Below are 25,668 nucleotides of genomic sequence, written 5' to 3'. Positions count from 1 at the left end.
AGGGGCCGAACGGCGCAAAAGCCCCTATTTCGCGTCGGCGTAGGAGTCGACGGGCACGGCTTTGAGCGGGAACCGGACCGGCGTCGCGCCGAACACCAGCCGGGACGCCTCCTCGCCCGCCGCCGTCACCTCCGCGCACACCACCTCGGCCTGCTCCTCCGGGCAGTGCACCAGCACCTCGTCGTGCTGGAAGAACACCAGGTGCGCGCCCCGTGCCGACTGGTGCAGCCGCCGCCTCAGCACGCCGAGCAGCGCCGCCGTCCAGTCCGCCGCGCTGGCCTGCACGACGAAGTTGCGGGTGAACCGGCCCCAGTCCCGCGCCGCCCGCCGCGACTGGCGCAGGGCGTCGTCGCCGACGTCGGTGTTGCCGGTCGCGGCGTGCCAGGCCTCCGACGGCGGCGGGCTCGTGCGGCCGAGCCGCGAGCGGACCACCCGGCCCTGCTCACCGGCCAGCGCGGCGGCCTCCACGTACCCGACGGCTTCGGGGAAGCGGCGGCGCAGCACCGCCATCGCGGGGCCGGCGCCGCCGCCCGTGCCGCCGTACATCGCGGACAGCATGGCGAGCTTCGCCTTGCCCCGGTCGCCGTCGAACGCCTCCGCGGCCAACGTCGTGTAGAGGTCGTCGTCCGAGGACACCTCGGTGAACTTGTGGTCGTTCGACAACGCCGCCAGCACCCGCGGCTCCAACTGCGCCGCGTCCGCCGCCACCAGCTTCCACCCCGGATCGGCCCGCACCGCCGTGCGCAGCGTGCGCGGGATCTGCAACGCCGCGCCGCCCCGCGTCGCCCACCTGCCGGACACCACGCCGCCGACCACGTAGTCCGGCCGGAACCGCCCGTCCGCCACCCAGGCGTCCAGCCACGTCCAGCCGTGCGCCACCCACAGCCGGGCCAGTTCCTTGTACTCCAGCAACGGCTCCACGGCCGGGTGGTCGACGTCCTTGAGCACCCACGCGCGGGCCGACGGCACGTCGATGCCCTCCCGGGCGAACGCGCGCACGATGCCCGGCGGGTGGTCGGGGTTGACCTGCTTGCCCCCGAACGCCGCCGTGATCCGGTCGGCCAGCTCGGCGAGCCTGGCCGGGCGCGCGCCGTTGGCCGGCCGCGGCCCCAACGTGTCCACCAGCAGCTTCTCGTGCACGTCCACCCGCCAGGGCAGGCCGAAGTGCGTCATCTCGGCGGCGGCCAGCGCGGAGGCCGACTCGGCCGCGAACAGCAGCCGCAGCCGGTCGGCGTGCGGGAGCGCGGCGACCAGCCGCTGCTGCTCGACGTGCACCGCGATGATCGCGTCGAGCGGGTCGGCGTCGCCGGGCAGCCGCTGCTGCTCGGGTTCGAACAGGGTCGGCTGGGTGTCGCGCTTGCGCGGCCCGTGGTCGTCCGGCACGGGCAGCCCGCGCAGCCGGGCGATCGCCGCGCCCAGGCCACGCGGCTCGCCGTGCCGACCCTGGTAGGCCAGCAGCAGGTACTCGACGTGCGCCAGGTCCTGGCACCGCTCGACCCGCACGCCGCGTGCCAGCAGGTCGGGGTAGACCTCCGCCGTCTCCGCCCACAGCCACCGGGGTCTGTGCCGGACCTCCAGGTCGGACACCGCCGCCGCGAGGTCCGCCGTCGCCACCACCGGTCCCTCGGGCACCCCGGAGTCGGAGAGGACGCGGAACCGGCCCGCGTTCTCGCCGTCCGACCACAGGGCGATGAGCATGGCCCTGATTGTGTACGACGGCACCGACAATTCCGCTGGTCACCCGATCGTGGCGGAGGGTGGGGAGCAGGATGTGCCGGTGGACTGCACCCTGTCGCCCGGCGAACTGCTGGACCCCCGGTACGAGGTGGTGCCGTTCCACGGGCGCGTGGACGAGCTGGCCGAGCTGGCGCGGTGGCTGGAGGGCGACGAGGAGCGTTCCGTCCTGCTCCTGCACGGCCCGGCGGGCGTCGGCAAGACCCGGCTGGCGCGGCACTTCGCGGCAGGCGCGGACCTCCGGCTCGTGGACGACGCCGACCTCGCGCACCACCTGGACCTGCGACAACCCCGCGTGCTGCTGGTCGCCCGGACCACCGGCTGGTGGTGGTCCTCGCTGCGCCAACGCGCCGCCGACCTCGGCTACCGCACCGCGGACCTCGCCGTCACCGCCCGCCCGGACGAGCACGAGACGTCGTTCGCCACCGCCTGCGCCCACTTCGCGTACGCCCTGGGCCTCCCGATCCCGACCACGACCCCGCCGGACGCGCCGACCCTGCACGACCTGCACCTCGCCGCCCTCGTCGCGGTGCACGGCTCGCCCGTCGAGCCGGTGCCGCCCCACGGCCGGCTCGCGGAGGACGCGCTGGCCGTCACGCTGCTGGACGAGCGGATCACGCCCGACCGCACACCGGAAGCCCTGGAGCTCCTGCTCCGCGCCGCCGCACGCCTGCCGCACGCCCGCCGCCGGGCCGAGGAGCTGTTCACCGCCCACCCGGAACTCGCCGACACCGCCACCGGCGCCACGTTGCGGATCCTCGCCGAGTGGCCCGGACCGGCCAGGGCCGTCGCGCGCCGCGTCTTCGACGACCCCCGCTTCCACGGCGACCCGCTGCCCGCGATCCTCACCCGCACTCTCGCGCGGGAGGCCCGGAGCACGCTCGAACGGGCCGAGCTGCACGGCCTGCTGGCCGCCCGCGCCGCCCTCGCGTCACTGCACGAGGAAGCCCTCGAAGCGGCACAGCGGGAGGTCGCCCTGTACGGCGAGCTGGCCGAGGAAGACCCGGCCGAGCACCGCTCCGCGCTGGCGGACGCGTTGGCGGACCTGAGCCTGCGCCACGTCGCCGTGCAGCGGCCCGAGGACGCCCTGGCCGCGGCCGAGGAGGCCGTGGCGCTGTGCCGGGTCGTCGCCGCCGAGGACCGGGACTGCGCGCCGCAGCTCGCCGGCGCCCTCGACCGGCTGAGCAGGCGTTACGCCGCGCTCGGCCGCCGTGACGAGGCGTTGGCCGCGATCGACGAGGCCACCGACCTGTACCGCGGCCTCGCCGAGGCCCACCCGAAGCTGTTCCGGGTGGACCTGGCGAAGGTCACCGACCAGCGGGCCGTGCTAGCCGGTGGTGACCAGTGAGCGGAGGAAGAACGCCACGTTCGCCGGACGTTCCGCCAGCCGCCGCATGAAGTAGCCGTACCACTGGTCGCCGTAGGGCACGTAGACCCGCATGCGGTTGCCCGCGGCGGCGATGCGGCGCTGCTCGTCGGGCCGGATGCCGTACAGCATCTGGTACTCGTAGGTCTCCGGCGACCGGTCCTTGGCCAGCTCGCGCGCGATCGCGATCAGCCGCGGGTCGTGCGAGGCGACCATCGGGTAGCCCTCGCCCGCCATCAACGCCTTCAGGCACCGCACGTACGACCGGTCGACGTCCGCCTTGTCCTGGAACGCCACCGAAGCGGGCTCCCGGTACGCGCCCTTGCACAGCCGCACGCGCGACCCGGCGTGCGCCAGGTCCCGGCAGTCCTGCTCGGTCCGCTTCAGGTACGCCTGGAGCGCCACCCCGACCCACGGGAAGTCCACCCGCAGGTCGCGCAGGATGCCCAACGTCGAGTCGGTCGTGCTGTGGTCCTCCATGTCGAGGGTGACCGTGGTGCCGACCGCGCCCGCCGCCGAGCAGATGCGGCGGGCGTTCTCCAACGCGATCTTCTCGCCGTCCACGGGCAGGAACTGGCCCACCGCGGACAGCTTCACCGACACCTCGGCCCGCTCGGTGTGCCCGGCGAGCTCCAGCCTGCGCAGCAGGTCCAGGTACGCCTCGACGGTGGCCGAGGCCTGCGCCGCGTCCCGGGTGTCCTCGCCGAGGTGGTCCAGCGTGACGAACCGGCCGTCGGCCAGCACCTCGCCGGTGGTGGCGACGGCCGCGGCCACGTCGTCGCCGGAGACGAAGCGCTTGACGACCGGCCGGGTCAGCGGCGTGCGTTCGACCAGCTCGCGGACGGCGCCGGAGCGCGAGGCGGCGAGCAGCGCGGAGCGGAGCATGATCACCCCTGGTGCGGGTAGCGGTAGGAGGTGGGAGCCGCGAACGTCTCCTTGATCGAACGCGGGCTCACCCAGCGCAGCAGGTTGTGCACCGAGCCCGCCTTGTCGTTCGTGCCCGACGCCCGACCGCCGCCGAACGGCTGCTGGCCGACGACCGCGCCGGTCGGCTTGTCGTTGACGTAGAAGTTGCCCGCGGCGAACCGCAGCTCGTGCTGGGCGTGCGCGATGGCGGCCCGGTCCTGGGCGATGATCGCGCCGGTCAGCGCGTACGGCGCGGCGCTCTCCATCTGCTTGAGCACGGTGTCGTAGTCCGAGTCCTCGTACACGTGCACCGCCAGCACCGGCCCGAAGTATTCGGTGGTGAACACCTCGTGCGCCGGGTTGGTGCCCAGCAGCACGGTCGGCCGCACGAAGAAGCCCTCGGAGTCGTCCGCCGTGCCGCCCGCGACGACTTCCAGCTGGTCGTCGGCGTGCGCCGCGCGGAGCACCCCGGACAGCTTGTCGAACGAACGCCGGTCGATGACCGCGCCCATGAAGTTCGACAGGTCCGTGACGTCGCCCGTGGTCAGCGACTCGACGTCGGCCAGGAAGTCGTCCTTCATCCGGTTCCACACCGAGCGCGGGACGTACGCGCGGGACGCGGCCGAGCACTTCTGGCCCTGGTACTCGAACGCGCCGCGGACCAGCGCGGTGCGCAGCACGTCCACGTCGGCCGACGGGTGCGCGAGCACGAAGTCCTTGCCGCCGGTCTCGCCGACGATCCGCGGGTACGACCGGTAGTTCGCGATGTTCGCGCCCACCTGGCCCCACAGGTGCTGGAACGTGCGGGTGGACCCGGTGAAGTGGATGCCCGCGAGGTCCGGGTCGGCCAACGCCACCTCGGACACGGCCAGGCCGTCACCGGGCAGCAGGTTGATCACGCCCGGCGGCATCCCGGCCTCTTCGAGCAGCCGCATGGTCAGGTGCGCGGCGAAGCTCTGCGTCGGCGACGGCTTCCACAGCACCACGTTGCCCATCAGGGCGGGCGCGGTGGGCAGGTTGCCCGCGATGGCGGTGAAGTTGAACGGCGTGATCGCGTAGACGAAGCCCTCCAGCGGGCGGTGGTCCGTGCGGTTCCACACGCCGGTGGACGACTGGGGCTGCTCGGCGAGCAGTTGGCGGCCGAACGAGACGTTGAAGCGCCAGAAGTCGATCAGCTCGCACGCGGCGTCGATCTCGGCCTGGATCGCGGTCTTCGACTGGCCGAGCATGGTGGCCGCGTTGAGCGTGGCCCGCCACTTCGTCGCGAGCAGGTCGGCGGCGCGGAGCAGGATCGCGGCGCGGTCGTCGTAGGACATCGCGCGCCACGCGGGCGCGGCCTGCTTGGCGGCGGCGATGGCGTCCCGGGTGTCCTGCTGCGTGGCGCCGTGCAGCGTGCCGAGGACGGCGCGGTGGTTGTGCGGCTGCACGACGTCGAAGCGCTCGCCGCCGCCGACCCGCTGCTCGCCGCCGATGGTGAGGGTCAGCTCGGTGGGCTCCTTGGCCAGCTCGGCCAACTTCGCCTGCAGCTGCGCGCGCTCCGGGGTGCCGGGGGCGTAGCCGAGGACGGGCTCGTTCACCGGTGCGGGGACCGTGGTCACGGCATCCACAAGCAGCTCCTTCGCCACAGGGTTTGGTGTTCCAACGGTAGGACTTCCGACCAAGCGCGCCGTTGTCCGCGCGTCTAGGCTTGGCCACCCCTCGTTGTGGAACTGGACAAAGATGAGCTTGCGGCAGGTCCTGATCGCGCTCGGCGATCCGCTGGTCGAGGTGCAGGTGGCGCCGCACGGGCTGGAGGCCGACGTCCTCGACGTGGTCATCCTCGACCCGGACGACACGCCCGACGTGCGGCCCGGCGACCTCGCGCTGATCATCGGCGCGCGTGGCCGGGCGGCGGCGCCGCTGGTCAGGGCCGCCGGAGCCGGGGGAGCGGTGGCGGTCGCGGTCAAGGTCGACGCGCCGTCGACCGTGCTGCGGCAGGCGGCGGCGGACGCGGGCGTGGCGTTGCTGGCCGTGCGGCCCGAGGTCCGCTGGGAGCACCTCGAAGCGCTCGCCCGCGGCGTCGTGCACAACGCCCGCGTGACGGCCGACGCGGGCGCGGGCGAGGTGCTCGGCGACCTGTTCGGCCTCGCCCAGACCATCGCCTCGCTGACCGGTGGCATCGTCAGCATCGAGGACACCGCCAGCCGCGTGCTGGCCTACTCCCGCTCCACCGACGAGGTGGACGAGCTGCGGCGGCTGTCCATCCTGGGCCGACAAGGGCCGGAGCCGTACCTCAAGATGCTCCGCGAGTGGGGCGTCTACCAGCGCCTCCGCTCCGGCGAGGAGGTCGTCCGCATCGACGAACGCCCCGAGCTGGGCATCCGCCGCCGCATCGCCGTCGGCATCCACGCGGGCACGCAGCCGCTCGGCACGATCTGGGTGCAGGAAGGCGGCACGCCGCTGACCGAGCAGGCCGAACGCGCGCTCCTCGGCGCGGCCCGCGTCACCGCCCTGCACCTGGTGCAGCAGCGCGAGCCCGCCGCCGCGTTCCGGGAGAACCTGCTCGCGTCCCTGCTCGACGGCCGGATGGACGCCGGGGCGATCGCCGAGCAGATCGGCGCCGACCCGGACAAGCCCGCCGCGGTCGTCGTCTTCGCGCTGCGCGGGCAGGAGCACACCGACCGCACCCAGCACGAGCTGCGCCGTGCCGAGATGACCAGCCTGATCTCCGTGCACGCCGCCGCGTACCGGCGCAGCGCGCTCGTCAGCCAGCAGAGCGGTCGCACGTACGCGCTGCTCACCGACCTGCCGCCGAAGGCGCCGCTGCTGACGTTGACCAAGGAGATCGTGGCCGCCGCGCGCAAGCACATGGGCCTGCGGGTGCAGGGCGCGATCGGCTCCACCGTGCCGACGGTGGACGAGGTGATGATCTCCCGGGACGAGGCCGACCGCGTGCTCGACGCGATGTCGCGCGACCTGGACGCCGACGTGGCGACGCTCGAAGACGTCCGGTCCCGCGTGTTGATCAGTGAAACGCTCGCCCTGCTGGCCGAACACCCGCGCATCCGGGATCCGCGACTCGCGAAGCTCGATGGGGAACTGGCTCGTTCACTTTTGGCCTACTTGGACGAATTCGGTGATGTGAAAAGCGCAGCCGCCCAACTGCACGTTCACCCGAACACCCTCCGATACCGGCTCCGACGTGCGGCGGAGGTCGGCGGATTCGATCTGGACGACCCGCTGCTCCGGTTGTTCGCCCAGTTGCAACTCAGGCTGGGCTGAACCCCGGCGCCGGCGCGCCGTACCCTCCGGGAGTGAGCACCCAAGCCCGCGGCAGCGACTTCGCTGAATTGTCCAGGTTGGTCAAGCAGCAAGGTCTGCTCGACCGGCGCATCGGTTTCTACGTCACGTTCCTGGTCGGCCTGATCGCCGCCCTAGGGCTCACCGTGGCCGGCATGGTGCTGGTAGGCGACTCGTGGTGGCAGCTTCTGCTCGCCGTCGTACTCGCCGTCGTCTTCACCCAGCTCGCGTTCCTCGGTCACGACGCCGGCCACCGACAGATGTTCACCAGCGGCAAGGCCAACTACACGACCGGCCTGCTGCTGGGCAACCTCGGTGTCGGCGTCGGCATCGGCTGGTGGATGGGCAAGCACAGCCGTCACCACGCCAACCCCAACCACGAGGACGACGACCCGGACGTCGACATCTCCGTGCTCGCGTTCAGCGCCGAACAGGCGCAGCGCAAGCGCGGCTTCTTCCGGCTCGTCGTCAAGCACCAGGCGTTCCTGTTCTTCCCGCTCCTCCTGCTCGAAGGCCTCAGCCTGCACATCATCAGCACGTCGGCCGCGGTGCGCCGCGAGGTCAAGGGCTGGAAGCTGGAGCTGGTCCTCCTGTCCGTCCACATCGTCGGCTACCTGAGCCTCGTCTTCCTGGTGATGTCCCCGGTGAAGGCACTCGTGTTCATCGCGGTGCACCAGGGCCTGTTCGGCCTCTACATGGGCATCTCGTTCGCGCCCAACCACAAGGGCATGCCGGTGCTCCAGGCCGGCCACCAGCTCGACTTCCTCCGCAAGCAGGTGCTGACCTCCCGCAACGTCAAGGGCGGCGTGTTCACCGACTTCCTGCTCGGCGGCCTGAACTACCAGATCGAGCACCACCTGTTCCCGAGCATGCCGCGACCGAACCTGCGCCACTCGCAGGCCCTGATCCGCGACTTCTGCCAGCGGCAGTCGGTGTCCTACGCCGAGTGCGGCCTGTTCAGGTCGTACGGGTACGTGCTCCAGTACCTGCACGAGGCGGGAGCTGAACTACGCGGTACAGGAAAGCTCGCTCCAGCAGGGTCCAGGTAGTCGTCGTCACCAGGTAGACGCCGGCCGCCAGCGGCAGCACGGCGGCGATCAGCACGGTGCCGAACGGCAGGAGCCGCAGCAGCCTCGCGAACGGCGGCTGCGGCCCACCGTTCTTCAGCGCCACCGCCGCCTGCCACCGCGACGTCGCGAAGGCGACACCGGTGAGCACGGCGAACAGCGCCAGGAACACCGGCGTGTGCGCCCAGACGCCGAACCAGTGCGCGCCCAGCGGCACGCCGAGCAGCGTGCCGTCCAGCAGCGGGTTGGGCGTGGTGACCAGCCGGTACATCACCATGAAGAACGGCGCCTGTACCAACGCGGGCAGGCAGCCGGCCAGCATCGACGTGCCGTTGGACCGGTAGAGCTCCAGTGTCTTCTCCTGGAGCTTGACCTTGTCCTTGCCGTACTTCTCGGACAGCTTGCGGACCTCGGGCGCCAACGCGGCGCGGGCTTTCTCGCCGCGCACGGCGGCACGGCTGAGCGGGTGCACGAGCAGCCGCACGACGGCGGTGAAGGCGACGATGGCCAGGGCGGGCGTGGCGAACGCGGCCAGGGCTGAGCCCAGGGCGTGGAACAAGGGGGAACTCCGTCCTCAGAGCAAGGGAACTGCGGGCCTCAGGAGCTGAGGCCGAGTCCGGGTGCTCGAGGACGGGGACGGCCCGCCGCGTCGGGGTCGCGCAGCCGCAGGAACGCGGCGCGCAGCGACTTCTCTCGGATCGACAGCGACCGCACCCACGCGGGCGCCGCCTGCACCACCGGCGTGGCGGTGAGCAGCAGCACGACCAGGGCCACGGCCGTCACGGCGGCCAGCACCTCGGTGGGCGTGCTGAGCAGGGTGAGGGCGTACAGGGCCGGCAGGTACAGCGCCAACAGCAGCCGCAAGCTGGCCATGCCCTCACCTCCCCCTGGTCTCAGTCCACTCTACCCACGAGAGCGGGCCGCGAGGGGTGGTCGTAGCGCACCGTCACATCGGCGTGCGGCTCGTAGGAGGCGTACGCGTCCAGCGTCCACCGCCACTCGTCGGGCAGCTGCCGTTCGAGCGCTCCCGACGACAGCCACAGGTGCACGGTCAGCTCCGCGGGCAACCACTTGTCCAGCAGCACCGTGCCGTCCAGCAGCAGCACGCCACCGGCGCCGAGCGTCACGTACCCGGCCCGGTGCGCCCGGTCCGTCGCCGCGTTCCACAACGCCGGCAGCACCCGTCCCGACCCGCCGGGGTCGAGCGGTTCCAGCACCTCGCGCACCAGGCCGCCCACGTCCAGCCACGCGTCGCGGAACGAGTCGGGATCCTCGTGGCCGTACTCGAGCCGCACGGACGCGGGCCGCAGGAAGTCCCACGCCGACACCCGCAGCACCGGACGTCCCAGCGCGCGCAGCGGTTCGACCAGGGTGTCCGCCAGTTCACCGGGCTTGGTCGGCAACGCGCCGTCGATCAACACCCGCGCCCACGTGTCGCGCGGCAACGCGTCGATCCGCGCGACCAACTCGTCCACGAGGGTCTGCGGCGAGAGGGGGACGACCTTCACGGCAGCGGGTAGGCGTCCCAGCCGGCGGGCAGCACGGGCACCGGCCAGCCCGGGTCCGGCTCCCACGACCCCCACGCCGGGTCCCACCACGTCGTGCCGTCGGTCAGCATCGCCTCGACCTCCTTGGCGGTGCGCCGGATCCGCTCGGCCTCGGCGGCGTCGTACTTGCCGTCGGCGACCATCTCCTCGAACTCGTCGCGGTCCAGCTCACGCCAGTCGCCGTCGACCGGCACCCAGAAGTCCAGCGCGTGGTCGAGCGTGTCGAAGCCGAGGGCGGTGCGGCGGAACGGGGCCTGGAGGTTGAGGTAGAAGCCCGCGAACCGGCGTTGCTCGCCCTGCCAGTAAAGGTCGACGGAGTAGGCGTCGCCGGGGCGGTGCAGCTGGAGCTTGCCGATGCCGGTCCAGCGCGTGCGGCCGAGTTCCCGCCAGTGGTGGGTCCGCGGGTGCGGGTAGAAGCCGAACTCGGTGTCCGGCGCGGTGAACACGACGAGCAGGTCCGGCCCGTCCTCGACGACCCGGGTCGGCGTCACCACCCACGGCTTGCCGTGCAGCACCTCGCGGCGCAACGCCACGTCCCCCGGCTGGAAGTACCCCATGTTGGATCAGGCTAATGCCCGTCTCAGTCGGGTCGCGGCCACCTCGCGGCGCGGGTCGGTGCGGGGCAGCAGGCGGACCAGGCGCTCCAGCACGGTCACGTCCTCCGCCACCAGGCCGAACGCCCACAGCGACTCGACGTCGCCCCGTTCCAGCACACCGCGGCGCAGCCCCGCCGCCAGGTCTTCCCGCTCCTCGCGCACCACCGGCGCCTCGGACCGGGGGAGCAACTCACCCCGGTACGCCGCCGCGGCCGTGCCCACGTCGCCGGCACGCAGCGCGTCGCGCACCGCCAGGAAGTCACCGCGCACGTCCGCCGACAGCCGGTACGGCCTGGTCAGCAGCACCCCGCCCAACTGGGCGCGCAGCCGGTGCAGCTCGGCCCGCACGGTCGTCGGGTTGCCGCGCTCGCCGTACAGGTGCAGCGCCAGCCGTTCGGCCGTCAGCCCGCGCGGGTGCAGCGCCAGCGCCGTCAGCAGTTCCGCGTGCCGCAACGACAGCGGCAACGCCCGCCCGTCCAGCGACCCCGTCGGGTCACCCAGGAACCGCAGCGACAGCACGGGTCTTCGCGTGCCCTGTCGTGGCACCCGGAGCAGATACCCCTCGTCCAACGGCTCCAGGAGCGCTTCCCGTCCATCGGCCAGCCGCACGGTCTCGCCGGTCACGTCCACCCGCGAAGTCAGCAGGCCGTGCGGTTCGGCGGCCAGCACCCGACCGCTCGGGCTCAGCAACGCGCCGGGCTCGCCGCGCAAGCCGATCAGGTGCCGCATGTTCACCGACCGCAGCCGCTCGTCCCGGGTGGCCCGCCGCACCTGCAACTGGCTCTCCGCCAACCGGGCGGCGGCCGACACCAGCGCGACCATCGCCGGGTGCGTGCTGCTCAACGGCCCGCTGACGTCCACGACGCCGATCGTGCGGCCGGTGTCCGGGTCGCGCACGGGGCTCGCCGCGCACGTCCAGCCGTGGTAGGTCCGCACCAGGTGCTCGGCGGAGTGCACGGTCACCGGCTTGCCCACCGCCAGCGCCGTGCCCATCGCGTTCGTGCCGATCGCGTCCTCGGCCCAGCACGCGCCCTCGGTCAACCGCACCCGTTCGGCCAGGCCGCGCACGGAGTTCGCGCCCTCGCACCACAGGATGTTGCCGTCCGCGTCGGTGATGATCATGACGTGCTGCGCCTCGTCGGCGATGCCCAGCAACGTCTCCCGCAGCACCGCCAGCGCCGCCGCGATCGGGTGCGCGCCGCGCCGGTCGACCACCTCCGCCGGGTCGAGCACCACGGGCGGCTCGTGCCGGTCCGGGTCGACCCGCGCGGCCAGCGACCGCCGCCACGACGCCACGATCAGCTCACGCGCGCCGTGCGCCCGGCCTCCGCCCAGCACCGCCTCGCGCGCGTGCGCGAGCCGTCGCGGGTCCGGTTGCATGGGCGCCTCCCCGACCAGGATGACCCGACCGCGCCGGTCGCGGCAAGCGAATCGCTGATCCGTTCGGGTGCAACGCGACTGCAACGTTGTGCGTCCCACGCTGCTTCCCACGACGGACGCGGGAGGCGGGACATGGCGAGGTACGCGGAGCCGGGCGCACGGGGCAGCGTGGTGACGTACCGGGACCGGTACGACCACTTCATCGGCGGTGAGCACGTGCCGCCTGCCGAGGGCGGCTACTTCGCCGACCGCACCCCCGTCACCGGCGAGGTGTTCACCGAGGTCGCCAGGGGCACCGCCGAGGACGTCGACCGCGCGTTGGACGCGGCGCACGGCGCGGCCCGCCGCTGGGGCCGCACGTCCACCGCCGAACGCGCGCACGTGCTCAACGAGATCGCCGACCGCGTGGAGGACCACGTCGACGCCCTGGCCGTCGCCGAGACGTGGGACACCGGCGCACCGGTCCGGGAGTCGCTGGCCGACGTGCCGCGGGCGGTGGACTGCTTCCGCCACTTCGCCGCGCTGATCCGCGTGCAGGAGGGCGGCGTGTCGACGCTCGGCGACGACCTGGTGGCCCACCACTTCCGGGAACCGCTCGGCGTGGTCGACCGGCTCGTCCCGTGGCGCTCCCCGCTGCTCACGGCCGCCGCGAACCTCGCGCCCGCGTTGGCGGCGGGCAACACCGCGGTGCTCAGGCCTGCGGAGCGGGCGCCCGCGGCGGTCCACGTGCTGGTGGGTCTGATCGCCGACCTGCTGCCGCCGGGCGTGGTGAACGTCGTAAACGGCGTCGGCGGGGACGAGCCGCCGGTCGGCCGGGGCACGGATGTCTTCTTCGCCGACGTGGCCGCGCGCCGTGACGCGTTCTACGACCGGGCGCTGGAGGGCTTCGCCACGTTCGCCCTCGACCGGGCCCTCGTGCAGAGCCCCATCCACGACCGGTTCCTGTCCGACGCCACCGAGCGCGCGCGGGCGGCCGAGCAGGGCCACCCGCTGGACACCCGGACCGCGGTCGGAGCCCTGGCCGGCCGCGACCAGCTCGACCGGACCATGTCGCTGATCGAGGTCGCCGAGCGGGACGGCGCCCGGGTCCTCTGCGGCGGCAGGCCCGCGGACCTCGGCGGCGAGCTGTCCGGCGGGCACTACCTGGAGCCGACGGTCGTCGTGGGCGAGTCGCGGGTGTCCCGGTCCGACCTCGTCGGCCCGGTCGTGTGGGTGACCGCGTTCGACCACTTCGACGACGCGGTGAAGGAGTTGGCCGGCGCCGCGGACGGGGTCGGCTTGTGGTCCAGGGAGGCGGGCGTCGGCTTCCGGGCGGGCCGGCGGGTCGCCGCGCGCCGGGTGCGGGTGAACACGTTCCGGTCCGGCTCCGGGCACGAGGACCACCGCGCCCTGCTCGACCAGTACCAGCGGACGAAGACGATCCTGGTCGAACAGGGCGGCTGAACGCGGTTACCAGGGCACCTGCGGCGAGGCGTAGTAGTTCACGCCCATCACGTCCCACCGGTCGGCCTGCGCCGCCAGCCGGACCTTGAACTTCTCCCAGTCGTGCGTCGACCAGGGCGACCAGCCCAGCTCCGCGATCGCGGGCAGGCGCGGGAACGCCAGGTACTCCAGGTCGGCGGTGTTCGTGATGGTCTCGCTCCACAGCGGCGCCTCGACGCCGCGCACCGCGTCGGACGGCAGGCCCTCGATGTACGCGCCGGGGTTCCAGTCGTACGCGTCCTGCACGTCGGTGTACCCGGCCCAGCTCAAGCCGAGCTTGGTGTTCGCGTCGTACTTCATGTCCAGGTACGCCTTGGTCGCGGGCGACAGCACGATCTCGCTGCCGCGCGCGGCGGCCTCGACCATGTCCGGCGCCACCGTCTTCGTGCCCCAGAACTGCGGCACCGCCGACGCGGGCGGACCAGCCTTCACGAACTCGTGCCAGCCGGTCGCGGTCTTGCCGTGCTTGGCCACCAGCGGCAGCACCTTGTCCATGAACAGGTCGAAGTCCGGGTCGGTGGTGGCGTGCGCCTCGTCGCCGCCGATGTGGATGTACTCGCCCGGCGTCAACGCGGCCAGCTCGCGCAGCACGTCGTCCACGAACCTGTAGGTGATGTCCTTGTCGATGCACAGGGAGCTGAAGCCGACCTCGATGCCGGTGTAGAGCGGCGGGGCGACGCCGTCGCAGTTCAGCTCCGGGTACGACGACAGCGCGGCGTTGGTGTGGCCCGGCATGTCGATCTCCGGGATCACCGTGATGTGCCGTGCGGCGGCGTAGGCCACCAGGTCCCGGTACTGCTCCTGGGTGTAGAAGCCGCCGGTGCCGCCGCCCACCTCCGTGCTGCCGCCGTGCGCGGTGAGGTTGGGCCAACTCTTGATCTCCAGCCGCCAGCCCTGGTCGTCGGTCAGGTGCAGGTGCAGCCGGTTGACCTTGTAGAGCGCGATCTGGTCGATGTACCTCTTGACCTCGTCGACGGAGAAGAAGTGCCGGGCCACGTCGAGCATCGCGCCGCGGTGGGCGTAGCGCGGGTAGTCCAGCACCCGGCCACCGGGCGCGGTCCACGGCCCGCGCTGCCTGGTCTTCGCCTCCACCTTCGCGGGCAGGAGCTGCCGGAACGTCTGCACGCCCGCGAACAGGCCCGCCGCCGTCCGAGCCCGGATCAGCACGCCCCGCTTCGTCACGTCGAGCTGGTAGCCCTCCGCGCCGACGCGGGCGTCCGCGCCGACGAGCAGCAGCGAGATGTGCCGACCGGACGCGCCGGGCACGACGGGCAGGCGGTAGCCCGTCGACGGGCGCAGCACGCCCGCCAGGTACTCGCCGACTTCCTTCGCCCCGACCGAGCCGGGGTGGGTGTAGATCCTGGTGTCCGCGCTGAGCGTGAACGTCACGCCCGGTCGCGGGGTGACCATGACGGGAGCGGGCACGATGTGCTGCAACGGCGTCTCCGGAGCTGCGTGGGCGGGAACCGCCGCGCCGACCGCGCCGAGGAACAGCAGCGCGACGAGCACTCGACCGAACCCGCGCCGTCCGGCGCCTTCTCTGAGAAGCACTGACGTCCTCCTGGTCAGCGTGGATCACCGAGCGGCGGCTCACGCCACCGTTTCAGCCGCACCAGGAGGTGTCAAGGTCCAGACCAATTAACGCAGCTTCGGCTTGCCGAGACCACGCCACGCGGCGGGGAACCGATCCTCCGCCCGCTGTGCCGCGGCCGTCTCCAGACCGTGCAGCAGGCCGAACGTGAAGCCGTTCTCCCCGTCGAGCTGTGCCTTCGCGCCGAGCTCGCGCAGCACCGGCCGCGCCAGCACGCCGTCCTGGTGCTCGCCGAGCAGCTCCTGCACCGCCTTGACCTCCTTGCGGTACTTCTTGGCCCGCTTGCCGAACCGCGGTTCGGACACCTCCACGGCGTACCGCAGCCGCTTGGCCGCCTTGCGCGCCTCGTGCAGCGACTCGTCGTCGTGCGCGTTCTCGGCCCGTTTCGCCAGCCTGCGGTAGGTCTTGTCGACCAGGTCGGGCAGCGCCTTCTCGGCCTTGACGCGCGCCACCGGCGTGAACGGCGGTCGGGCGATCAACGCGTCGACCGCGTCCAGCAGGGCGAAGTACCGCTCGCTGTCCAACGCCGCCACCGCCGCCTTGTGCGCGGCTGCCTCCAACGGCGCGAAGTGCCGGGTGAGCTGGGCGTGCACCGGGCCGAGCACCAGCTCCTCGTCGAGTTCGGCGACGCGATCGGCGAACCGCGTCCGCAGCACTTCGAGGTCGCGGGCCTCGCCGAGCACGCCCGCGAGCCACTTCAGCTCGTCGGTCAGCTCACGCGTGGCGTCACGTTCGACGATCGTGCCGAACGCCTGGAGCGCGCTGCGCATCCGACGGGTCGCCACCCGCATCTGGTGCACCGCGTCGTCCTCGCCCCGGCGCACCCGCGGGTCCTGGTGCTTCAACGCGTCGGCCTGCTCGCGCAGGTACGCCAGCACCACGTCACCGGCGGACTTGCCCGACGTGGTCGGCGGCGTGGTGGCGGCCATCCGGTCGGCCAGCAGGCGGCTCAGCTTCGCCGACGACGAGGACCGGGTGATGCCCACGTCCGCCAGCCGTGCCTCGACCCGGTCCAGCAGCGCGATGTCGCCGCGTTCGCCCAGCTCCACCTCGATCTCGCGCCACGAGTCGACCGGCGAGTCGTCCGCCAGCGCCTGCCCGGAGACCAGGTCCTCGACCACCTCGGTGAGCAGGCGACCCTTGTCGTCGACGAGCTGCCAGCGCTGCCGCGTGGTCTGGATGCGCGCCACCGGCGCCAACTCGCGGCCGCGGGCGTGCACCTGGACCAGCGAGCCGAGCTGCTTGGGCGGGTGCTTGGCCGCGCGGCCGGGCGGCAGCCGCACCTCTTCCCGCGTGTCCACGCCCGCCGGCAGCTTCAGGTGCCAGCCCGCGTCGTCACCGCCGGTGCGGCGGCGCAACGTCAACCCGGCCCGTGCGAGCCTCAGGTCCGCGGTGTCGTAGTAGACCGCCTCCAGGCGTTGTTCCTCCGGTCCCGCCACGGCGGCCACACCGGGTAGATCGGCGAGGTCGGGCAGCGAGGTGCCGCCGGGGGCCTCGTACTTGCGTTCCGTCTCGTGCACCGACCTCGACATGTACCAGACATACACCGTTTGATCCGGATTCAAGCTGGCGTCACGGTGTGTGACCGAACGTTAACCTTGCCGGGGGTTTGTGTCGGCCCGTACGCGTGGTTTTCCGGTTTCGTCCCTGGACGCGCCCGCTTGGTGCGGTTGGCTGGTTCGCGTGCCCACTGAGAAGGAGCGGCTCGACGAGGTCGAGCCGACCGTCGCTGATCTCGTCGCCACCACCCAGGCGCTGACGGCCGAGCTCGGTCGGGTGAGCGCACGCCTGCACGTGCTCGAACGCAGGCTGTCCGGCGCCGGGTCGGGCCCGGACGAGGACTTGGACTCGACCGAGGGCATCGCCGAGACCGTGGACGCGCTGCGCGCCGCGTGGGACGCCGAGCAGGAGCTGCTGGCCGACTCCGTCCGCGCCGACCTGCGGGCCGAGGTCGCCGAGTACGAGTCGCTGGCGCAGCAGCGGGACGCCGGGCTGGCCAAGCTCTCGGCCGGCCGGATGCCGCGCTTCGAGCGCGACGCGCTGCAGCACGAGGTGCAGAACCTGGAGTGGCGGGTCAACGCGCAGGAGGCGGGCGCGACGGCCGCCGCCCACCGGCTGGCCGCCGACCAGCTCGCCGCCGAGGAGCCGTGGCGCGCGGACGCCGTCGTGGCGGGGGAGAAGGCGCGCGAGGAGATCCTGGACATCGCCCGCCGCCGCCTGGACCGCGCCCTGGCCGCCGACACCCGCCTGCCGCTGTGGTTCCGCGTCGGCCTGGGCGAGATCACCACCCCCGACCCGTCCCGCTGGGTCGAGGCCGCCGTGGCCCTGGTCGCCTACCGCCTCGAGTACGGCGTGGCGGACCCGATCTCACCGCTGGGCGAGATCCCCTCGGCCACCTCCGGCTTCGCCGCGTGGGTCCGCCGGGCAGAGGCCTACACCGACATCGTCGACCAGCTCGAATCCCTGCGCCCCTGAACCCCGCACTCCTCGCGCCCCTGAAACTCCTGCGCTCCTTGCGAGTTGTCCACAGCCGCCCTGTGACGCCGCGATTTTGTCGGTCCGTGGTGGCAGGATCAAAACCGGGGATCCCCCGGGCGGGGACCCCTGCGAAGCGTCGAAGGGTTGACGCGGACTCAGCAGGTCTTGAGCATCGCGGCCAAGGCGTCGCGCTCCGCCTCGTCCACGGTCAGCGAGTACAGCGTCTTCACCGACACCACGGCCCGCGCGTACGTGCACCAGTACGCCTCCACCGGCGGCTTCCACTTGGCCGCGTCCTGGTCGCCCTTGGACCGGTTGCTGCTCGCCGTCACCGCGATCAGCTGCAACCCGCCGAGGTCGTTGGCGAACTTCTCCCGCTGCTCGTCGGTCCACTTGTCCGCGCCCGAACGCCACGCCTCGGCCAACGCCACCGTGTGGTCGATGTCGAGCTCGCCCGCGTCCTTCACGACCTTGCCGTCGTACACACTGGTCCACGTCCCCGACGTGACCTTGCAGCTGTCACCGACCTGCACGTCCGCGCCCTGCCGCTGCAACACCACCTCGCGCGTGTCGCACCCGTCGCCCTGGCCGCTCCAGTGCGGGAACCGGTCACGGCTGTAGCCCGTCATCTTCCCCTCGGGCGCCACGGGCAACGCCGCCAGTTGCGCCGCCGGGTCGTCACCGGGCGCGGCCGGACCGGTCGGCACGGGGGCGGTGGCCGAGCTGTTCGGCACGAGGATGTCGCTGCCGCAACCGGCGACGATCATGAGGAGCACCAGGACACCGCTGACCACCGCTGTCGACCGCTTGCCGCTCATGCACCCCATGATCAGCGATGATCGCCCCGATCGGAACACCGGGGCCGAAATAGTCCGGAATAATCCCGAACCGTGCGCCGCATTCGACAGTCGTTCGACGTGTTCGTGCCTGCCACGGTCGCGGTGCTCGTCGCGTTCATGGTCGTCGGGACGTCCACGTTCACCCCGGCGATCACGGCGCCCGCCGCGCTGATCGCGTTGGCGTCCGGCGCCGCGCTGTGGTGGCGACGCCGCAAACCCGTGCTGGTCATGGGCATCGCGCTGGCCGGCGGCGTGGTCGTGCAACTCGTCGCGCCGATGACGGTGTTCCCGCTCGCCGCGCTCGTCGCCATCGGCTCGCTGGCCGCCGCGCGCTCGCCGAGGTTCTCGTTGCCCGCTTTGGTCTTGCTGCTCGGCGTGATCTCGCTGAACTTCCGCACCACGACGCCCGAGGACACCCAGTTCGTGATGGCCGTCGCCGTGGTCGTCGGTGCGTTGGGCGAAGCGGTGCGCAATCGGCGGGTCGCGTTGGCGCAAGCGGCGCAACGCGCGGTCGGTGAGGAGCAGGCCCGCATCGCCCGCGAACTGCACGACGTGATCGCGCACGGCGTCTCGGTGATCGTGGTGCAGGCCGCGGCGGCGGACGACGTGTTCGACCAACGCCCCGATCGCGCCAGGGAGGCGTTGCGCTCGATCGACGCGACGGGCCGTGCCACGCTCGAAGAGCTGCGCAAACTGCTCGGCGCCGTGCGGCCGGAGGAACGCCCCGGCCTGGACCGGCTGGCCGATCTCGTGGAACCGCTGCGTGCCGCCGGTCTGCACGTCGACGTGCGCCGGGAACCCGTGCCGCTGCCAGCCGGCGTCGACCTCTCGGCCTACCGGATCGTGCAGGAAGCCCTCACGAACACCCTCCGCCACGCCCGCGCGAGCCGTGCGGAAGTCCTGGTGCGCAACGACTCCGGCGTGCTCGAACTCGAAGTACGCGACGACGGCCGAGGCGGCGTGGCGGCGTTCGGCCGCGGCATCACGGGCATGCGGGAACGCGCCGCGCTCCTCGGCGGGACGGTCGACGCGGGCCCGTTGCCCGACGGCGGTTTCCGCGTGCACGCACGACTCCCGCTGGCGGTGACCGCGTGATCCGCGTCCTCATCGCCGACGACCAGGCGTTGGTGCGCGGCGGTTTCCGCATGATCCTGGAATCACGCGACGACCTGGACGTCGTCGGCGAGGCGGCCGACGGCGCGGAAGCGGTCACCCTCACCGCGTCCCTGAACCCGGACGTCGTCCTGATGGACGTGCGGATGCCCGGAGTCGACGGACTGGAAGCGACCCGCCGCATCGTCGCCTCCGGCAGCCCCGCCCGCATCCTCGTCCTCACCACCTACGACGTGGACGACTCCGTCTACGCGGCCCTGCGCGCGGGCGCCAGCGGCTTCCTGCTCAAGGACGTCCGCCCGCCCGAACTCGTCGAGGCCGTCCGCGTGATCGCCCGCGGCGACGCCCTCCTCGCACCTTCGGTGACCCGCCGCCTGCTGGACCGCTTCCTCGACACCCTCCCGGCCCCGTCCCCACGTGCGCTGGACGCGTTGACGAGCCGTGAGGTCGAAGTGCTCCGCCTGGTCTCGCTGGCCCTCTCTAACGCCGAGATCGCCGAACACCTCGTCCTCACCGAGGCCACGATCAAGACGCACGTCTCCGCGATCCTGCGCAAGCTCGGCCTCCGCGACCGCGTCCAAGCCGTCGTGCTGGCCTACGAAGTAGGACTCGTCCGGCCGCGCTCAGTCTGAAGACGGAGGCAGGACACCGTTCCCAAGCCCGATGTGCCGAGCCGGGGCCGCTCCTAGCGTTCCGACCCATGTCCCGCAACCTCCGCGCCGCCTTGATCCTGTTCCTCTTGGCGCCGTTGATCGGCGAGTACGTCCTGGGCAACATCCCGTTGTCCGAGATCGGCGCGCTCATCGTCCTCGCGCCGCTGTACGGCGGGGGAGCGCTGCTGATCCGCGAGGTCGTCCGGCGCACGGGCCGGGGCTGGCCGACCATCCTCACGCTCGGCCTGGCCTACGGCGTCCTGGAAGCGGGCCTGTTGGACCAGTCGCTCTTCAACCCGGCGTTCGAGGAGCACCACTTCCAGGCCGTCACACCGATCCCCGCCCTGGGCATCAGCGCGCTGAACGGCTACTCGTTCGTCGTCGGCCACGCCGTCTGGAGCATCGGCGTGCCGATCGCGCTCGTCGAGTCGCTGGCGTGGCGGCGGCGCACCACACCGTGGCTCGGCCGAACCGGCTTGATCGTCTTGTCGGTGGTCTTCATCGCCGGTTCGGCCCTGGTCTTCCGGATCCTCCTCCGCCAGGAGGACTTCATGGCCACCCCGGCTCAACGCATCGGCGCGGCCACCGTCGTGCTGGCGCTGATCGCCATCGCGTTCCTGTTCCGACCGCGCACCACCGCGGACCGACGCGTGCCCGGCCCGGGTCCGCTCGGCATCGGCGCGTTCCTGGTGTCCTCGATCTTCGTCGCCGTGCCCGAGAACTGGACCGGCTTCGGCCTCAAGATCGCCCTCACGATCGTCGCCGCCACCGCCTTGACCTGGTGGGGCCGCGGCACGACCTGGGGCGCCGCCCACCGGTTCGCGGTGGCGGCCGGCGCCCTGGTCACCTACACGTGGCTGGGGTGGATCCTCGTGGAGAAGTCGCCGGGACCCCTCATCGCCCACGCCGTCCTGGTCCTCGTCACGTGGGCGTTCCTCTTCGTCGTGCGCCAGCCGTCGATCAGGGGCGACTCGTGAGGTACCCGCCCATGTGCGTGAAGTACTCCGTCGCGCCCAACTCGACGCCGTCCTCCGTCCGCACCCGCTTGACCAGCAGGGCGTGGTTGCGGCCACGGCGCGCCTCCGCGCCCGCGACGATCGCGACGCCGTCACCCTCGCGGTAGAAGATCCGGCCGGGCGTGCCGCCGTACCGCTCCTGGGACACCTCGGCCTCCACGATCTCCAGCCGCTTGCCCTTGTGGAACGCGAACGCGCTCGGGTACGGCGGGCACTGGGCGCGCACCAGCCGGTCCAGTTCCTCCGCCTCCCACGTCCAGTCGATGCGCAGGTCCTCCTCCGCGCGCTTGTGGAAGAAGCTGGCCTTCGACCGGTCCTGCTTGGTGAAGTCCGTGCGGCCCTTGGCGATCTCGGCCAGGCCGTCCACCGTGATGGGCCCGAACAGCTCCAGCGTCTTGTGGAACAGGTCCGCCGTCGTGTCGCGCGGGCCGACCGGGACGGCGCGCTGGAGCACGATGTCGCCGGCGTCCAGCGTGTCGTCCATCATGTGCGCGGTGACGCCGACCTCCTTCTCGTCGTTGATCAGGGCCCAGATCAACGGCGAGAAGCCCGCGTAGGCGGGGAGCAGCGAGTCGTGCACGTTCAGCGTGCCGTGCTTGGGGAGCGTGAAGATGTGCGGCGGGATCCACGTGCGCCAGTTCGTGGCGACGATGACGTCCGGCTCGGCTTCCTTGAGCCGCTGGAACAACTCGTCGTCGTCCGGCCGGTTGCGGATGATCGTCTCGACACCGTGCTCGGCGGCCAGGTCCGCGACCGAGTCGCTCCAGATGCGCTCGTAGGCGTGGTCGCTCTTGGGGTGCGTGACGACCAGCACCACCTCGTGCTCGGAGTCCAGCAGCGCCTGGAGCGTGCGATGACCCCAGGTCTGGTAGCCGAACATGACGACCCGCATAGGAGCTCCTCCTTGGATAGGCTCGCCTAAGTTATCCAACCCTAACCTAAGTGCTGTGGGCTAGCCTTTGCGGGTGATCCTTGACCTCAAGGTGGTTGGCGGGCAGGTCGTGACCATGGACCCGGCCCGGCCGGTGGCGTCGGTGATCGGGGTGTGGGCCGGGAGGATCGTCGGCTTGGACGACGACGTCGCCGACCTGCCCGCGCGGCGCGTGGTCGACCTCGACGGCGCGGTCGTGCTGCCAGGTTTCGTCGACGCCCACAACCACCTCGCGTGGGCCGGCCGTGCGGCGAGGACCCCGGACCTCTCGTCCTGCAAGACCGTCGCCCAGGCCCTGGAAATCCTCCGCGACGCACCGCGCGCCTCCGGCTGGGTCGAAGCTTCCGGCTACGACCACCGCGCCCTGGACCGCCCGCTGACTTCCCGTGACCTGGACCTGATCGGGCCGCGGATCTACGTGCAGGACCTGTCCGGGCACGCCTGCGTCGTCAGCAGCGACGTGCTCGCCGTACTGCCCGCCTCGGCCTTGCGCGAGGCCCAACGTGACGCGACCGGCACCCCGACGGGCTTCCTCGCCGAAGCCGCCCAGACCGCGGTCCGCGCACTCCGCCTGCCCTACTCGCTGGACGACATCGCCGCGGACGTCGAATCAGGCGCACACCAGTGCCTCACCGAAGGCATCGTGCTCGCCGCCGAAGCCGGCGTGGGCGGCGGCCTGATCGGCAGCAGCCCGTTGGAAGTCGAGGCCTACCAACGCGCCACCCTCCCCATCCGCGTCCAACTGATGGTCTCCGCCGACCGCCTGGAACCGGTGGCCGCCCACGCCACCGACGGAATCCGCCGCGCCGTGCCCCTGGGCCTGCGCACAGGCCTGGGCGACGACCGCCTCTCCATCGGCCCCCTCAAGCTCTGGACCGACGGCGGCATGATGGCCCGCACGGCCGCGCTGACCTGGCCGTACGAAGGCATGGACACGTCCGGCCAACTGCAGGACGACCCGGACCTCATGCTCGCCGCGATCATCGACGGCCACGCCGCCGGCTGGCAACTGGCCGTCCACGCCATCGGCGACCGCGCCGTCGACTTCGCCCTCGACGCCCTCTCCGAAGCCCAGCACACCGTCCCCCGCCTGGACACCAGGCACCGGATCGAGCACTGCGGCCTGGTCCGACCGGAGCAACTGGCCCGCATCGCCGAACTGAACGTCATCCCGGTGGTCCAACCGACCTTCCTGTGGGCCTACGGCGACGACTACACCAAGATCATGGGCCCACAACGCTCACCCTGGATGTACCGGGGCAAGTCCTTCCTCGACCGGGGAATCGTCCTGGCCGGCAGCTCCGACCGCCCAGTGGCCGACGGCAAACCGTTGCGCGCCATCCAGTTCATGGCCGAACGAAAGTCGAAGGAAGGCCACCCCATCGGCCCGGACGAGGCCATCACAGTCCACGAGGCACTCGCCGCCTACACCATCGGCTCCGCCTACGCCTGCCGCCAAGAAACCGCCCTGGGCACCATCACCCCGGGCAAACTGGCCGACTTCGCCATCCTCGAAACCAACCCCCTCACCACCGACATCTCCAAGATCGGCGACATCCCCATCGCCGCCACCGTCATCGCCGGCCACTTCACCCACAACCCCGCCACCTTTCCCGCCTAACCCCAACCACCATCCGCCGCCAGCCCACCACGGCCACCTCACCAACCGGCCGCACATCGGACCCGCAATCCCACCGCAGAGGCCCGATTTGACATGGGTTCGGGTGCTTTAGGCTGGTCGGGCCTGGCGGGACGCTTTACCCCGCCGGGCCTGCCGGCTTTGGCCTGCCTGGAGTGCCCGTAAGGGCCCCATGTCAAATCGAGCCGAACAGCACCACCGCGCCGAGGCTGGACCTACTACGCACTCATCCTCCAATGCACCACATACCCCGCCGCCTCCGCCGCGATCAACGCGTCCAACTTCGCCAGGTTCGTCCGCCGAGACATCCGGAACGCCCGCCCCCGCCGCGCGTCCAACACCAACGGCACCACCTCCGGCGTCGCCCCCGGCAACGTCTCGGGCATCGTCTGCTGCAGGATCCGCAACCCGATGTTGGCCGCCTCCTGCGTCATCGGCGCTTCCTTGACGTACACCAGCACCGCCGCCCGCGACCCGTCCGGCATCCTCAACCCCAGGTGCGGCCGCACCCGCAACGCCAGGTCACCCGTCCGCCACTTGGCCGCCACCGTGGGCACACCGGTCGCTCTGGTCGACCGCAACCACGGCAGGAACCCCTCCCTCAACTCCTCGTACGCCCGAGGCTGCCCGGCCCGGGGCTGCCGATGCGCCGCCTCCACCACCTTGTCCAACTCCGCGGCCGGGTCGGGCGAGTTCGCCGCCCGCCGCATGGCGTCCCGCATCGGGTTGTAGAACCCGGCCACCCACTGCTCGGACGACAGGTAGATGCGCCGCTGCTCGGACACGATGCTGATCCGGCCCCGCTGACCGCTCATGACGTACTCGGTGAAGGACAGGGCGGTGACGCTGATCGGCTCCACGACAAGCTCCCCTCGCACGCGATCGAACTCGTGTTCGATTCTACCGACGGGGTCCGACAATCCGGGGCCCGCGAACGGGGTATCCGCAGGTAGCACGCGATCGGCCTAGTCTCGAACTCGAGCACCCCCACACCGCCGCCACACCCACACCGCCACGCCACCGCCACACCTACGCCGCCACACCCACACCACGCCGCCGCCCACACCACGCCGACGCTTAAGCTGCCGAGCCTGGGGGAAGGAGCAAGTCGTGGGTGAACGACCGGACATCGACCTGACCAGGCCGAGCGCCGCCCGGGTGTACGACTACTACCTCGGCGGCGCGCACAACTTCGCCGTCGACCGGGAGATGGCCGAGCAGGCGATCTCGATGTGGCCGGACCTGCCGCTGATCATGCAGGCCAACCGGGCGTTCCTGCGCCGGGCCGTCCAGTTCTGCGTGCGCCGGGGCGTGACCCAGTTCCTCGACCTCGGCTCCGGCATCCCGACTGTGGGCAACGTCCACGAGGTGGCTCGCGAAGCCGATCCCGACGCACGCGTGGTCTACGTCGACAACGACCCGATCGCGGTGACGTACAGCCGCACGATCCTCGGCGACGACCTGCGGACCACCGTCGTCCAGGAGGACCTGCGCCACCCGGGCGAGGTGCTGGCCGCCCCTGAGGTCGCGAACCTCCTCGACTTCGACCGGCCGATCGCGGTGATGATGGTCGCGGTGCTGCACTTCGTCCAGGACGACCCGGCGAAGATCATCGCCGCCTACCGCGACGCCGTGCCGCCCGGCAGCTACCTCGTCATCTCGCACGCCACCCACGACGGCCAGGACAACCAGGCCGACGACCACACCGACCTGTACCGACGACGCACCGCGACCCCGATGACGATGCGTTCCAAGACCGAGGTCGAGGCGCTGTTCGAGGGTTACGAGCTGGTCGAGCCGGGCGTCGTGCACCTGCCGTTGTGGCGCCCCGCGTCCCCGGAAGACGTCGACGAGCACCCGGAGCGGTTCGCCGGCCTGGCCGCCGTGGGCCGCAAGCTCTGACTCCACCGCCCACCGCCCACTCACCGAACACCACCACCACACCCGCAAACCGACGAGTTCGCACGTTCGAGTGATCGAGCCCCACCGGCCATCACCGCTGTTGTAGTTTTGTGACCTGGCGGGTGCGGCTGCCACCGAGGCTCCTCCTG

Annotated in this window: 23 protein-coding genes; 10 read left to right on the top strand and 13 right to left on the bottom strand. The window is 71.9% G+C overall.

What is annotated here, in order from left to right; genetic code table 11:
- Nucleotides 1-24 precede the first annotated feature (24 nt).
- Nucleotides 25-1,698, bottom strand: coding sequence for a bifunctional 3'-5' exonuclease/DNA polymerase (locus ADK67_RS46085; RefSeq protein WP_053722939.1), 1,674 nt, complete (start codon nt 1,696-1,698; stop codon nt 25-27).
- Between ADK67_RS46085 and ADK67_RS46080 the strand changes: the two genes are divergently transcribed.
- Complete coding sequence (locus ADK67_RS46080) at nt 1,697-3,082, top strand: hypothetical protein (protein WP_157621616.1); 1,386 nt, start codon at nt 1,697-1,699, stop codon at nt 3,080-3,082. The two genes, ADK67_RS46085 and ADK67_RS46080, sit on opposite strands and share 2 nt — an antisense overlap.
- Here the strand turns inward: ADK67_RS46080 and ADK67_RS46075 are convergent.
- Together ADK67_RS46075 and pruA are read right to left on the bottom strand one after the other, a co-directional pair.
- Nucleotides 3,062-3,985, bottom strand: coding sequence for a proline dehydrogenase family protein (locus tag ADK67_RS46075; protein WP_053722937.1), 924 nt, complete (start codon nt 3,983-3,985; stop codon nt 3,062-3,064). The genes ADK67_RS46080 and ADK67_RS46075 overlap by 21 nt on opposite strands.
- A 2-nt stretch (nt 3,986-3,987) precedes the next feature.
- A complete protein-coding gene (pruA, locus tag ADK67_RS46070) occupies nt 3,988-5,613 on the bottom strand; it encodes an L-glutamate gamma-semialdehyde dehydrogenase (RefSeq protein ID WP_053722936.1) in 1,626 nt (541 codons plus the stop codon).
- 112 nt (nt 5,614-5,725) lie between these two features.
- Between pruA and ADK67_RS46065 the strand changes: the two genes are divergently transcribed.
- Both ADK67_RS46065 and ADK67_RS46060 read left to right on the top strand, forming a co-directional pair.
- Nucleotides 5,726-7,267, top strand: coding sequence for a PucR family transcriptional regulator (locus ADK67_RS46065; RefSeq protein WP_053722935.1), 1,542 nt, complete (start codon nt 5,726-5,728; stop codon nt 7,265-7,267).
- A 32-nt stretch (nt 7,268-7,299) separates the two neighbouring features.
- Complete coding sequence (locus ADK67_RS46060; protein WP_053722934.1) at nt 7,300-8,334, top strand: fatty acid desaturase family protein; 1,035 nt, start codon at nt 7,300-7,302, stop codon at nt 8,332-8,334.
- Here the strand turns inward: ADK67_RS46060 and ADK67_RS46055 are convergent.
- From ADK67_RS46055 to ADK67_RS46035, 5 genes are read right to left on the bottom strand one after another with little or no spacing between them, the layout of a single operon-like run.
- Nucleotides 8,243-8,911, bottom strand: a complete 669-nt coding sequence (locus ADK67_RS46055) for a YidC/Oxa1 family membrane protein insertase (protein ID WP_053722933.1) — start codon at nt 8,909-8,911, stop codon at nt 8,243-8,245. The genes ADK67_RS46060 and ADK67_RS46055 overlap by 92 nt on opposite strands.
- Before the next feature lie 38 nt (nt 8,912-8,949).
- Complete coding sequence (locus ADK67_RS46050; RefSeq protein WP_053722932.1) at nt 8,950-9,225, bottom strand: DUF6412 domain-containing protein; 276 nt, start codon at nt 9,223-9,225, stop codon at nt 8,950-8,952.
- A 20-nt stretch (nt 9,226-9,245) separates the two neighbouring features.
- Nucleotides 9,246-9,860: a uridine kinase gene (locus tag ADK67_RS46045; RefSeq protein ID WP_053722931.1), complete on the bottom strand. Its 615-nt coding sequence runs from the start codon at nt 9,858-9,860 to the stop codon at nt 9,246-9,248.
- On the bottom strand, nt 9,857-10,456 hold the full coding sequence (locus tag ADK67_RS46040) for a DUF402 domain-containing protein (RefSeq protein ID WP_053722930.1): 600 nt from the start codon (nt 10,454-10,456) through the stop codon (nt 9,857-9,859). The genes ADK67_RS46045 and ADK67_RS46040 overlap by 4 nt, the downstream gene beginning before the upstream one ends.
- Before the next feature lie 6 nt (nt 10,457-10,462).
- Nucleotides 10,463-11,875 (bottom strand): GAF domain-containing protein, encoded by a 1,413-nt coding sequence (locus tag ADK67_RS46035; protein ID WP_053722929.1) that lies wholly within the window; start codon nt 11,873-11,875, stop codon nt 10,463-10,465.
- 132 nt (nt 11,876-12,007) lie between these two features.
- On the opposite strand from ADK67_RS46035, the gene ADK67_RS46030 reads away from it, so the two are divergent.
- The gene (locus ADK67_RS46030; protein WP_053722928.1) at nt 12,008-13,318 is read left to right on the top strand and encodes an aldehyde dehydrogenase family protein; all 1,311 of its coding nucleotides are present in this window, start codon (nt 12,008-12,010) and stop codon (nt 13,316-13,318) included.
- Between the two features lie 6 nt (nt 13,319-13,324).
- Here the strand turns inward: ADK67_RS46030 and ADK67_RS46025 are convergent, their stop codons facing one another.
- On the bottom strand, nt 13,325-14,908 hold the full coding sequence (locus tag ADK67_RS46025) for a beta-N-acetylhexosaminidase (protein ID WP_053722927.1): 1,584 nt from the start codon (nt 14,906-14,908) through the stop codon (nt 13,325-13,327).
- A gap of 87 nt (nt 14,909-14,995) precedes the next feature.
- Nucleotides 14,996-16,480 (bottom strand): CYTH and CHAD domain-containing protein, encoded by a 1,485-nt coding sequence (locus ADK67_RS46020; RefSeq protein WP_053722926.1) that lies wholly within the window; start codon nt 16,478-16,480, stop codon nt 14,996-14,998.
- Nucleotides 16,481-16,631: 151 nt separating this feature from the next.
- On the opposite strand from ADK67_RS46020, the gene ADK67_RS46015 reads away from it, so the two are divergent.
- The gene (locus ADK67_RS46015; protein WP_053722925.1) at nt 16,632-17,423 is read left to right on the top strand and encodes a hypothetical protein; all 792 of its coding nucleotides are present in this window, start codon (nt 16,632-16,634) and stop codon (nt 17,421-17,423) included.
- A gap of 158 nt (nt 17,424-17,581) precedes the next feature.
- Here ADK67_RS46015 and ADK67_RS46010 read toward each other — a convergent pair whose 3' ends face one another.
- A complete protein-coding gene (locus ADK67_RS46010) occupies nt 17,582-18,244 on the bottom strand; it encodes an HNH endonuclease family protein (RefSeq protein WP_053722924.1) in 663 nt (220 codons plus the stop codon).
- 72 nt (nt 18,245-18,316) lie between these two features.
- Here ADK67_RS46010 and ADK67_RS46005 point away from each other — a divergent pair, with 72 nt between their 5' ends.
- The 3 genes from ADK67_RS46005 to ADK67_RS45995 all read left to right on the top strand — a co-directional run bounded on the left by ADK67_RS46005 (nt 18,317) and on the right by ADK67_RS45995 (nt 21,008).
- Nucleotides 18,317-19,360, top strand: coding sequence for a sensor histidine kinase (locus ADK67_RS46005; RefSeq protein WP_053722923.1), 1,044 nt, complete (start codon nt 18,317-18,319; stop codon nt 19,358-19,360).
- On the top strand, nt 19,357-20,010 hold the full coding sequence (locus tag ADK67_RS46000) for a response regulator (protein ID WP_197289930.1): 654 nt from the start codon (nt 19,357-19,359) through the stop codon (nt 20,008-20,010). The genes ADK67_RS46005 and ADK67_RS46000 overlap by 4 nt, the downstream gene beginning before the upstream one ends.
- A 68-nt stretch (nt 20,011-20,078) precedes the next feature.
- Nucleotides 20,079-21,008 carry a hypothetical protein gene (locus ADK67_RS45995; RefSeq protein WP_053722922.1) on the top strand — a complete coding sequence of 310 codons (930 nt, stop codon included), beginning with the start codon at nt 20,079-20,081 and terminating at the stop codon, nt 21,006-21,008.
- Here the strand turns inward: ADK67_RS45995 and ADK67_RS45990 are convergent.
- Nucleotides 20,992-21,939: a methionyl-tRNA formyltransferase gene (locus ADK67_RS45990; RefSeq protein WP_053722921.1), complete on the bottom strand. Its 948-nt coding sequence runs from the start codon at nt 21,937-21,939 to the stop codon at nt 20,992-20,994. The two genes, ADK67_RS45995 and ADK67_RS45990, sit on opposite strands and share 17 nt — an antisense overlap.
- A 73-nt stretch (nt 21,940-22,012) precedes the next feature.
- Between ADK67_RS45990 and ADK67_RS45985 the strand changes: the two genes are divergently transcribed.
- Entirely contained in the window at nt 22,013-23,599 is a 1,587-nt protein-coding gene (locus tag ADK67_RS45985; RefSeq protein WP_197289929.1) for an amidohydrolase, read from the top strand.
- Nucleotides 23,600-23,835: 236 nt separating this feature from the next.
- Here the strand turns inward: ADK67_RS45985 and ADK67_RS45980 are convergent, their stop codons facing one another.
- Nucleotides 23,836-24,477 carry a hypothetical protein gene (locus ADK67_RS45980; protein ID WP_053722920.1) on the bottom strand — a complete coding sequence of 214 codons (642 nt, stop codon included), beginning with the start codon at nt 24,475-24,477 and terminating at the stop codon, nt 23,836-23,838.
- A gap of 250 nt (nt 24,478-24,727) precedes the next feature.
- Here ADK67_RS45980 and ADK67_RS45975 point away from each other — a divergent pair, with 250 nt between their 5' ends.
- The gene (locus tag ADK67_RS45975) at nt 24,728-25,519 is read left to right on the top strand and encodes an SAM-dependent methyltransferase (protein ID WP_053722919.1); all 792 of its coding nucleotides are present in this window, start codon (nt 24,728-24,730) and stop codon (nt 25,517-25,519) included.
- The last annotated feature ends 149 nt before the right edge of the window (nt 25,520-25,668 follow it).

Source organism: Saccharothrix sp. NRRL B-16348, from assembly GCF_001280085.1.
Taxonomy (GTDB): Bacteria; Actinomycetota; Actinomycetes; order Mycobacteriales; family Pseudonocardiaceae; genus Actinosynnema.
This window is presented reverse-complemented; position numbering and strand designations above follow the sequence as displayed.